The sequence below is a fragment of the Bradyrhizobium sp. ma5 genome, from assembly GCF_042258955.1.
Classification (GTDB): domain Bacteria; phylum Pseudomonadota; class Alphaproteobacteria; order Rhizobiales; family Xanthobacteraceae; genus Bradyrhizobium.
Window position 1 is genome coordinate 8,417,142 of sequence record NZ_CP170156.1, and the last position, 9,620, is coordinate 8,426,761.

The window sequence follows — 9,620 nt, forward strand, 5'->3', positions numbered from 1 at the left end:
TTCCGGGCCTGCGCTTCGCGCATCCCGGAATGACGAATCGTGGAACTACGCCGCGTTCTTCTTGCGCATGCGATCGATCAGCGCGTCTTCCCAATAGGACAGGCTGCCGAGGCCGAGCGCCACCGCATTGGCGCGGCGGTAGTACATGTGGCAGTCGAACTCCCAGGTGAAGCCCATGCCACCATGGACCTGGATGTTGTTCTTGGCGCAGTGCTGGAACGCCTGCGTCGCGCTGATGCGCGCGGCGGCTGCTGCTTCCGGCAATTCGCCGGCATTGGTCGAGAGCGCCCAGGCGCCGTAGTAGCAGTTCGAGCGCGCCAGCGTCGCCGAGACATACATGTCGGCCAGCATGTGCTTGACCGCCTGGAACGAGCCGATCGGACGGCCGAACGCGATGCGGTCGAGCGCGTAGTCGCGGCCCATCTCGAGCGCGCGATCGGCACCGCCGACCTGCTCGAATGCCGTCAGCACGGCTGCGCGATCCAGCACCTGGGTGATCACGCTCCAGCCCTCGCCGGCCGCGCCGAGCGGCTCCGCCTTGGCGTCCTTGAAGGTGATCTCGGCCTGGCCGCGGGTCAGATCGATGTTGGTCAGTGATTTGACCTCAACGCCGCCCGCCTTGAGGTCGACGATGAACAGCGAGATATCGGACTCACGTCCGCTCGAACCGGTGCGCGCGGCGACTACGGCGAAATCGGCGATCGCACCGTCGGCGACCGGCTTCTTGACGCCGTTGAGCACGCCGCCATTGGCCGTGACGTTGATGGCCTTCGGCGACGGATTGCCCTTGCCCTCGAACAGCGCCAGCGTGCCGATGGCATCGCCCGAGGCGATCTTCGGCAGCCACTTCTGCTTCTGCGCGTCACTGCCTGCGATCAGGATCGCTTCGGCGGCGAGATACACGGTGGAGGAGAACGGCACCGGCGCCAGCGCGCGGCCCATTTCCTCCGCGATCACGCAGAGCTCGAGATGCCCGGCGCCTGCGCCGCCGAACTGTTCCGGGATCGCCACGCCGAGGAAGCCCATCTCGGCGAGGCCCTTCCACAGCGCCTTGTCGTAGGGCGCCTTGCCGTCGAGCACCTCGCGCACGGCCTTCGGCGGACACTGTTCGCTGAGGAATTTCCGCGCCTCGTCGCGCATCTGCTTCTGTTCGTCGGAGAAATCGAAATTCATGGCGGCTACCTTTTTTCTTTCAGTTGTTCGCCGTCATTCCGGGGCGCCGCGGAGCGGCGAGCCCGGAATCCATACTCCCGATCGTGGTTATGGATTCCGGGCCTGCGCCCAAGAGGGCGCATCCCGGAATGACGAATGGAGAGAGTCTTGTTCATCACAGCACGATGACCTCATCACCGGGCTTGCCGGCGTAGAGCTTCTCCACCAATGCGGCACGGCGTTCGAGGCCGGCGCGCTGGTTGATGTAGCCCTTGTCGGTGAGCTCGTTGCCGTCGATCGACGGCGGCTCGACCATCAGCATCGCACGCGCGACGCGCATGCTGCTGCCGGTGGTGGATGCATTGTGCGCCTGCAAACCTTTCCTGAGGCAATCGACCACCTCGGGATGCCGGATCACGTCCTCATAGCTCGCATCCGCATTGCCGACGATCTGGCGGCAGGCATGCAGGTTGGGCCAGCACAACAGGCCGATGAACTCGCGGTCCTGCCCCGCCACCAGCGCGTCATGTACGACCGGCGTCGCCGCGGCGATCGCATCGGTGCGCAGCGAGCCGACATGGACGAAGGTTCCTGTCGTCAGCTTGAAGTCCTCGACCACGCGGCCGGCGAAGATGATGCCCTGTAGCGGATCCTCGGGATCGACGAACACACCGGCATCGCCGATGCAGTAGAAGCCTTCTTCATCGAACATCTTGGCGGTGAGGTCCGCCTGGCCGAAATAGCCAGGCGTGACGTTGACGCCGCGCAGCCGCAGTTCGTATTTCGAGCCGCACGGCACCATCTTCAGCTCGACACCGGGGAACGGCAGGCCGATCAGGCCGACGCGCTCGGTGTCCCAATAGGTGCCGGTCGAGGTCGGCGCGGTCTCGGTCGAACCCCAGCCGGTATAGAACACGATGCGCTCGCCCGTGGTCTTCACCGCCAGCGCCTGCATCCGGTCATAGAGATCGTCGGGCAGCCGGGCGCCACCATAAGCCATGATCGAGAGGTTCTTGAAGAAACTCGCGCACAGCGCCGCGTCCTTCTCCATCGCGGCCGCCAGCGCCGCATAGCCCGCCGGCACATTCGCGTAATAGGTCGGCGATACCTCGCGCAGGTTCCTGATGGTCTCCTCGAGCTGGCCCGGCATCGGCCGGCCGTCGTCGATATAGAGCGTGCCGCCATCGACCAGCACCGGATTGAACGCGGCGTTGCCGCCCATGGTGTGATTCCACGGCATCCAGTCGAGCACGGTCGGGATCGGGCCGGCCGTTTCGCGCGGGCGCACCTGCATCATCATCGCCGCATTGGCGCACATCATCTGCTGGGTGTTGATGACGGCCTTGGGCATGCCGGTCGAGCCGGAGGTGAACAGCAGCTTGCCGACGGTGTCGGGTGTGATCTTCGCGATCGACGCGGCGACATCGACCGTCACCGGCGTCGCCGCGAGCTCGCCAAAGGCCACGCTCTTGATGCCGTCGCAGGGACGCAGGACGTGAACGACCGTGATGCCGGTGAGGTCGATCGCCTTCAGCGCCTTCTCGAAGATCGGACCGTCCTGCACCATGACGACGGCCGGCTTGATCAGGTTGAACAGATATTTGAGCTTGAGGTGGTCCTGGCTCATCAGCGAATACGCCGGCGACACCGGCGCGGCCGGCAGCCGTGCCTGCATCGCAGCCTGCGTCATCAGCGCGTGCTCGATCGAATTGCCTGACAGGATCGCGACCGGTCGGCCGTCGCCAATGCCGAGATCGAGCAGGCCTTGCGTCAGCGCATCGACGGTGCGCTTGGCTTCACCATAGGAGACCTTGCGCCACTGCCGGTCGGCGCCGCCGCGTTGCGCGAGCCAGATCCGCTCCGGGGCCTGCGCCGCCCATTTGGCGAGATAGGCCGGGATATGCGTCTCGTAGGCCTGCAACGGGATCCGCGACTTCAGGACGACGGTGCCGTCAGTGCGCCGCTCGACTGCGATGTCACGCACGAGCCAATCCACCTTCCGGAAGGCAGGTTTCGTCAGCATCGCCGCGTCTCCATCCATTTTGCGTCTCCCGGAATTCTTGTCCTTTTAAGGATCTGTTCTCAGCGCCTGATATAGACAGGCTTTCGTTTCTCAAGGAAGGCCTTGATGCCTTCCTGAAAATCTTCCGAGCGGCTGCACAGCACCTGATTGCGATCTTCCATCGCGATCACCGCCTCGATCGAGCCGGCATCGACGCTCATGTTGATACATTCCTTCGAGAGGCGCAGGCCAACCGGCGAGGCCGTCATCATTGCATCGATATAAGGATTGGCAGCAGCGTCGAGATCAGCGGCCTCGACCACCTCGGACACCAGGCCCACCGCAAGCGCGCGGTCGGCATGGATGAAGCGCCCGGTGAGGATCAGTTCGGAGGCAACCGACACGCCGACGAGGCGCGGCAGGAAATAGCTGGTGCCGATGTCGCAGCCGCCAAGGCCGAGCTTGATGAAGGCGCAGTTCATCCGCGCGTTTGTCGCGGCGATGCGGATGTCGGCGGCGAGCGCCAGCGCGAAACCGCCGCCGGCGGCAGCACCCTGTACCAGCGCGATGATCGGCTGCGGACAGCGCCGCATCAGCATCACGATGTCGGCAATGCGGCGCTGCGAGTCGAGCGATTCCGTGACGCCGGGCGGCTCGGTCTGTCCGCCACGGCGCGCCATCGCATGCTTGAGGTCGAGCCCGGCGCAGAAATTCGCGCCGGCGCCCTTCAGCACCACGACGCGGGTGTCGCGATTGCGCTGCAAGCCCTGGAAGTAGGTATTGAGCGCATCGATCATCGCAGGATCGAGCGCGTTGAGGCTTTCCGGTCGATTGAGCGTGACCCAATCGACCCCATCGTGATGTTCGATCAGCAGCGGCTGAGACACGCGCATGGTCCTCCCGACCGTTCAGCGAACGCGACGCTCGTTGCTGTGCCCTCTCCCCTTGTGGGAGAGGGCATGTTCGCTATTGCCTTTGCATTCGGTTGGGTGAGGGGTCGGTCTCCGCGGAGAGAACCCCTCATCCGTCGCCGTAGCCGATGCAAAGCATCGGCGTCCTTTTCTAAGGGACGGCGGCCGTAGGCCGCCTATGGCCACCTTCTCCCACAAGGGGAGAAGGGAAGTACGACGGAATTCGCCGTTAGCGCGGCGCCATGCGGATGGCGCCGTCGAGGCGGATGGTTTCGCCGTTGAGCATCGGGTTCTCGACGATGTGGACGGCGAGGTTACCGTACTCCGAGGCATCGCCGAGGCGGGCCGGATGCGGCACCTGGGCGCCGAGGCTCTTGCGGGCTTCCTCGTTGAGACCCATCAGCAGCGGCGTCAGGAACAGGCCCGGCGCGATAGTGTTGACGCGGATCTTCAGGCTGGCGAGGTCGCGCGCGGCCGGCAGCGTGAGGCCGACGACACCGCCCTTCGAGGCCGAATAGGCGATCTGGCCGATCTGGCCTTCATAGGCCGCGACCGATGCGGTGTTGATCGCAACGCCGCGCTCCTCGCCGATCGGGGCTTCGGTGGCGAGGCGCTCGGCGAACAGGCGCAGCACGTTGAAGGTGCCGATCAGATTGACGTTGATGATGCGGACGAACTTCGCCAGCGGATAGACGCCGTCCTTGCCGACGATGCGCTGCGAGCCGCCGATGCCGGCGCAGTTCATCAGCACGCGCGCGATGCCGTGCGCGGCTTCCGCCTTGGCGATCGCCGCCTTGATCGCTTCCTCGTCGGTAACGTCGGCGTGCAGGGCAACGCCCTTCACTTCGGCGGCGACCTTCTCGGCATTTTCCTTGTTCTGGTCGATCACGCCGATCCTGGCGCCCTTGGCGGCCATGGCGCGCGCGGTTGCGGCACCGAGCCCGGAGCCACCGCCGGTGATGAGAACGGCAACGTCTTTCAACTGCATGGGAACAACCTTTCCTTGGGCGTTTCTTCTCTAGACTCGAACTTTGTTATCCGGCGGCGACCGCTGCCGTTTCCTTATCGGGATTGAGCACGCCGCCGAAGATCAAGGCTTCCATATGCTTGATGTATTCGCGGCAGACCTCGTCGGTGACCGGACCGACGCCGACCGCGCGCGACATCGCATGGCGGCCGAAGAACAGGTGATCGCAGGCGCCGATCAGGCTGGTGTAGAACAGCACCGGATCGATCTTGCGGAATTCGCCGGCCTTGATGCCTTCGGCAAGGAGGCGGCGGTGAAAATCCAGGAGAGGTGCAACGAAGAATTTCGACACCTCGTTCGCGGCGGCAGTCGAGCTCTCGTGCAGGAGATAATGAATCAGCCGGTTCATATAGGGGAACTGGTGATAGGCGCGAATGATGCCGCCGATATGCAGGCGCAGTTTCGCGGACGGCGTGATCGGCTGGCTGATGAGATATTCGAGCTGCGAAATCTCGGTGGCGGCGTCGCGCGCGAGCAGCGCCAGCAACAGCCCGTCCTTGTTGCCGAAATGATATTTCACCAGCGCAGCGTTGACGCCCGACTTCTGCGCGATGTCGGACAGCGAGACCTCGATCGAGGCACGCTCGATCATCAGCTCGCTGGCTGCGACCAATAGCTTGTCGGCAGTGGCATTTTTGCCGGCCGGAAGTTTCGTCGGTACGCTGGTGTTCAACTGCGCTCTGGTCCCGCTTTGTGTCCCCGGCTGTTTCTCGGCTCGCCGGTAAATCGAGGCCGCACATAAGCCCATGGCGGGGCTGCACTCAAGAGTTAATTGATTGATTGACTAAATGCTGAACCGCCCCTTAAATCCGGCCCAACTTTGAAACCGCCCAATCCAGAAACATCAGGGAGATCAGACATGGCCGAGGCATATATCGTCGCCGCCGCCCGCACCGCCGGCGGCCGCAAGGGAGGGCGTCTTTCAGGTTGGCATCCGGCCGATCTGGCCGCGACCGTGCTCGACGCGCTGGTCGAACGATCCGGCGCCGACCCGGCGCAGGTCGAGGACGTGATCATGGGCTGCGTGATGCAGGCCGGCGAGCAGTCCAACAACGTCGCGCGCAACGCGGTGATGGCCTCGAAGCTGCCGGAGAGCGTGCCCGCGACCTCGATCGACCGCCAGTGCGGCTCCTCGCAACAGGCGCTGCACTTCGCGGCGCAGGCCGTGATGAGCGGCACCATGGACTGCGTGATCGCCGCCGGCGTGGAATCGATGACCCGCGTGCCGATGGGCCTCGCCTCCTCGCTGCCCGCCAAAAACGGCTTCGGCCACTACAAGAGCCCGGGCATTGAGGCGAAGTATCCCAACATCGTGTTCAGCCAGTTCACCGGCGCGGAGATGATGGCCGAGAAGTACGGCCTGTCGAAGGACGAACTCGACGAATATTCCTACAACAGCCACCAGCGCGCGATCGCGGCCACGCAAGCCGGCCACTTCAAGAACGAGATCGTGCCGGTGAAGATCACCCGCGCCGACGGCTCGACCGACACCCACCATATCGATGAAGGCATCCGCTTCGACGCCAGCCTCGACGGCATCAAGGGCGTCAAGCTGATTGCCGAGAACGGCAAGCTGACCGCGGCGAGCGCCAGCCAGATCTGCGACGGCGCCTCCGGCGTCATGGTCGTCAACGAGAAGGGCCTGAAGGCGCTCGGCGTCAAGCCGATGGCGCGCATCCATCACCTCACCATGATGGGCGGCGATCCCGTGATCATGCTGGAAGCGCCGCTGCCGGCGACCCAGCGCGCGCTGCAGAAGGCCGGCATGACAATCGACGACATCGACCTGTTCGAAGTCAACGAGGCCTTCGCCTCGGTGCCGACCGCGTGGCTAAAGACCACCGGCGCCGATCCGGCCCGGCTCAATGTCAATGGCGGCGCGATCGCGCTCGGCCATCCGCTCGGCGGCTCCGGCACCAAGCTGATGACGACGCTGCTGCATGCCTTAAAGCAGCGCAACAAGCGCTACGGCCTGCAGACCATGTGCGAAGGCGGCGGCATGGCGAATGTGACGATTGTCGAGCGGCTGTAAGAGTCCGCAGTAGCGGCTACAACAATGGCGTCGTCCCGGCTCAGGCCGGGACCCATAACCACACCCGTTTGTGGCTAGGCTCGGCTGGGGCCACAACCCAGTCCAACAACAAAAATCAGTGGTTATGGGTCCCGGCCTTCGCCGGGACGACCACTATTGATGCCCTGAGGAAACACGATGACCCATCCGTCCATCCACGCGCGCAACCATCCGAACAAGATCGCCTACCAGATGGCGGCGTCCGGAAAAGCGATCACCTATCGCGAGCTCGACGAGCTCTCGAACCAGTGCGCGCATCTGTTCCGCTCGCTCGGCCTGAAGGCCGGCGACCACATCGCGCTCTTGATGGAGAACCGCCTCGCCTTCATGGAGATCTGCTGGGCCGCGCAGCGCTCGGGGCTCTATTACACCGCGGTCAGCCGCTACCTGACGGAAGAGGAGATCGCCTACATCATCAAAGACTGCGGAGCAAAGGTGTTCATCACCACACCGCAATGCGCCGACAAGGTGAAGGGCCTGATCAAGGGCGAGGTGGGCGAGCCGCTGTTCTACATGATGGACGAGCCGGCTCCGGGCTTCCGCTCCTACGACAAGGAGGCCGGCGCGCAGCCGACCACGCCGGTTGCCGACGAGGTCGCGGGCTACGACATGCTGTATTCCTCCGGCACCACCGGCCGGCCGAAGGGCATCAAGAAGGAATTCGAAGGCAACCGGATCGACGTGCCGAACCCGTTCCTGCGGATTCTCACCGCCGACATGTGCGGCATGAACGCTGACTCGATCTATCTGTCGCCGGCGCCGCTCTATCATGCGGCTCCCTTGCGCTTCAATATGATGGCCACCGTGCTCGGGGGCACCTCCGTCATCATGGAGCATTTCGACGCCGAGGAATTCCTGAAACAGGTCGAGACGCACAAGGTGACGCAGTCGCAGCTGGTGCCGACCATGTTCGTGCGCATGCTGAAGCTGCCCGACGAGGTGCGCGCCCGCTACAACGTCTCTTCGCTGAAGGGCGCGATCCACGCCGCGGCGCCCTGCCCGGTCGACGTCAAGGCCAAGATGATCGACTGGTGGGGACCGATCCTGATCGAGTATTACGCGGGCTCCGAAGGCAACGGCGTCACCGTCTCGACCTCGCAGCAATGGCTGAGCCATCGCGGCACGGTCGGCCGCGCCGTGGTCGGCAAGGTCAAGATTCTGGACGAGAACGACGAGGAGGCGCCGACCGGCCAGATCGGCCAGGTCTATTTCGCCGACGCGCCTGTCTTCACCTATCACAACGATCCCGAGAAGACGAAGAAGGCCTACAATGCCAAGGGCTGGTCCACGCTCGGCGACGTCGGTTACCTCGACGAAGAGGGCTTCCTCTATCTCACCGACCGCAAGAGCTACATGATCATCTCCGGCGGCGTGAACATCTATCCGCAGGAAACCGAGGACGTGCTGATCACGCATCCCGCGGTCTCGGACGTCGCGGTGTTCGGCGTGCCGAACGAGGAGATGGGCGAAGAGGTCAAAGCCGTGGTGCAGCCGCACGACATCGCCAGGGCCGGCAAGGAGCTTGAGGCCGAGCTGATCGCGTTCTGCCGCCAGCATCTGTCGCCGATCAAATGCCCGAAGAGCATCGATTTCGAGCAAGAGCTGCCGCGCACGCCGACCGGGAAGCTGGTGAAGCGCCATCTGCGCGACAGGTACTGGCCGAAGGCTCCCGCCAAGGCGTGATTCCTCTTATCCTCCCCTGGAGGGGGAGGATCGGTTCGCATGGAATGCGAACCGAGGTGGGGTGAAAGTCCCTCATATCGGTGACTTCCCGTGTTGAGAGATCACCCCACCCCGCCTCACATCTCGCTTCGCTCGCTGTGAGACGACCCTCCCCCTCCAGGGGAGGGTGAAGGATGGACGTCGCTTCTAGCGTTATCCAGCGCTACAAATCCTCCGCCGGTCCGCATGCCACCGACGCCGCGGCACGCAAATGCAGTTGGCCGTGCTTGCCTGATGCCGTGGTGGTCCACTGCGCATCGATCTGCTGAAAATCTTCCGACAGCTCGCCGCGATGGCTGCCGTCGGTCTCGAACGCTCCGTTGTCATCGGGCGAGCGTTCGAGTATCTCGACCTCGAGATCGGACAGCCGGATGAACATCTGCACGCCGATCCTGGTCACATGACGGCCGACCTCATATGAACCGCAGCCGCGCGCTTCCGCATTCTGCTCGTTCAAGGCCTGCACCTTGTCGAAGGTGATGACGACGTTCTGCACCGTGTTGTCGCCGTCCCACAGGAATTCGCCGATATAGGCGCGCGGCAATTTCTCGGTGAGCTCCTTGATGTCGGCCGCGCGCACCGCAGGCACCAGCAACAGGCCGGCGGCCACGATCATCACGCCGAGACGCGACATCCAGCCGGGCAGCTCTGCAATCCTTGCGTGGCGCATGCGGTATGCATCCCGTGGACAAAGTTGCTATCGTGAATCAATGGCCGCCAGCATACAGCCAAATG

General features: G+C 64.0%; 8 protein-coding genes. 2 read left to right on the forward strand and 6 right to left on the reverse strand.

Translation table 11 applies throughout. The features are described from left to right. Positions 1-45: 45 nt before the first annotated feature. The 5 genes from ACE103_RS39830 to ACE103_RS39850 all read right to left on the reverse strand — a co-directional run bounded on the left by ACE103_RS39830 (position 46) and on the right by ACE103_RS39850 (position 5,765). Complete coding sequence (locus tag ACE103_RS39830; protein WP_223966294.1) at positions 46-1,173, reverse strand: acyl-CoA dehydrogenase family protein; 1,128 nt, start codon at positions 1,171-1,173, stop codon at positions 46-48. 154 nt (positions 1,174-1,327) lie between these two features. Next, positions 1,328-3,193: an AMP-binding protein gene (locus tag ACE103_RS39835; RefSeq protein WP_375777415.1), complete on the reverse strand. Its 1,866-nt coding sequence runs from the start codon at positions 3,191-3,193 to the stop codon at positions 1,328-1,330. Between the two features lie 41 nt (positions 3,194-3,234). Further along, entirely contained in the window at positions 3,235-4,041 is an 807-nt protein-coding gene (locus ACE103_RS39840; RefSeq protein WP_375777416.1) for an enoyl-CoA hydratase/isomerase family protein, read from the reverse strand. A gap of 253 nt (positions 4,042-4,294) precedes the next feature. Next, the gene (locus tag ACE103_RS39845) at positions 4,295-5,053 is read right to left on the reverse strand and encodes an SDR family NAD(P)-dependent oxidoreductase (protein ID WP_029077953.1); all 759 of its coding nucleotides are present in this window, start codon (positions 5,051-5,053) and stop codon (positions 4,295-4,297) included. A gap of 46 nt (positions 5,054-5,099) precedes the next feature. Next, positions 5,100-5,765 (reverse strand): TetR family transcriptional regulator, encoded by a 666-nt coding sequence (locus ACE103_RS39850; RefSeq protein ID WP_173640304.1) that lies wholly within the window; start codon positions 5,763-5,765, stop codon positions 5,100-5,102. A gap of 186 nt (positions 5,766-5,951) precedes the next feature. Between ACE103_RS39850 and ACE103_RS39855 the strand changes: the two genes are divergently transcribed. Further along, positions 5,952-7,124, forward strand: coding sequence for an acetyl-CoA C-acetyltransferase (locus ACE103_RS39855; RefSeq protein ID WP_375777417.1), 1,173 nt, complete (start codon positions 5,952-5,954; stop codon positions 7,122-7,124). Between the two features lie 177 nt (positions 7,125-7,301). Continuing rightward, positions 7,302-8,846, forward strand: a complete 1,545-nt coding sequence (locus tag ACE103_RS39860; protein WP_375777418.1) for an acyl-CoA synthetase — start codon at positions 7,302-7,304, stop codon at positions 8,844-8,846. 202 nt (positions 8,847-9,048) lie between these two features. Here the strand turns inward: ACE103_RS39860 and ACE103_RS39865 are convergent, their stop codons facing one another. Continuing rightward, positions 9,049-9,555: a hypothetical protein gene (locus ACE103_RS39865; protein ID WP_375777419.1), complete on the reverse strand. Its 507-nt coding sequence runs from the start codon at positions 9,553-9,555 to the stop codon at positions 9,049-9,051. Positions 9,556-9,620: the final 65 nt, after the last annotated feature.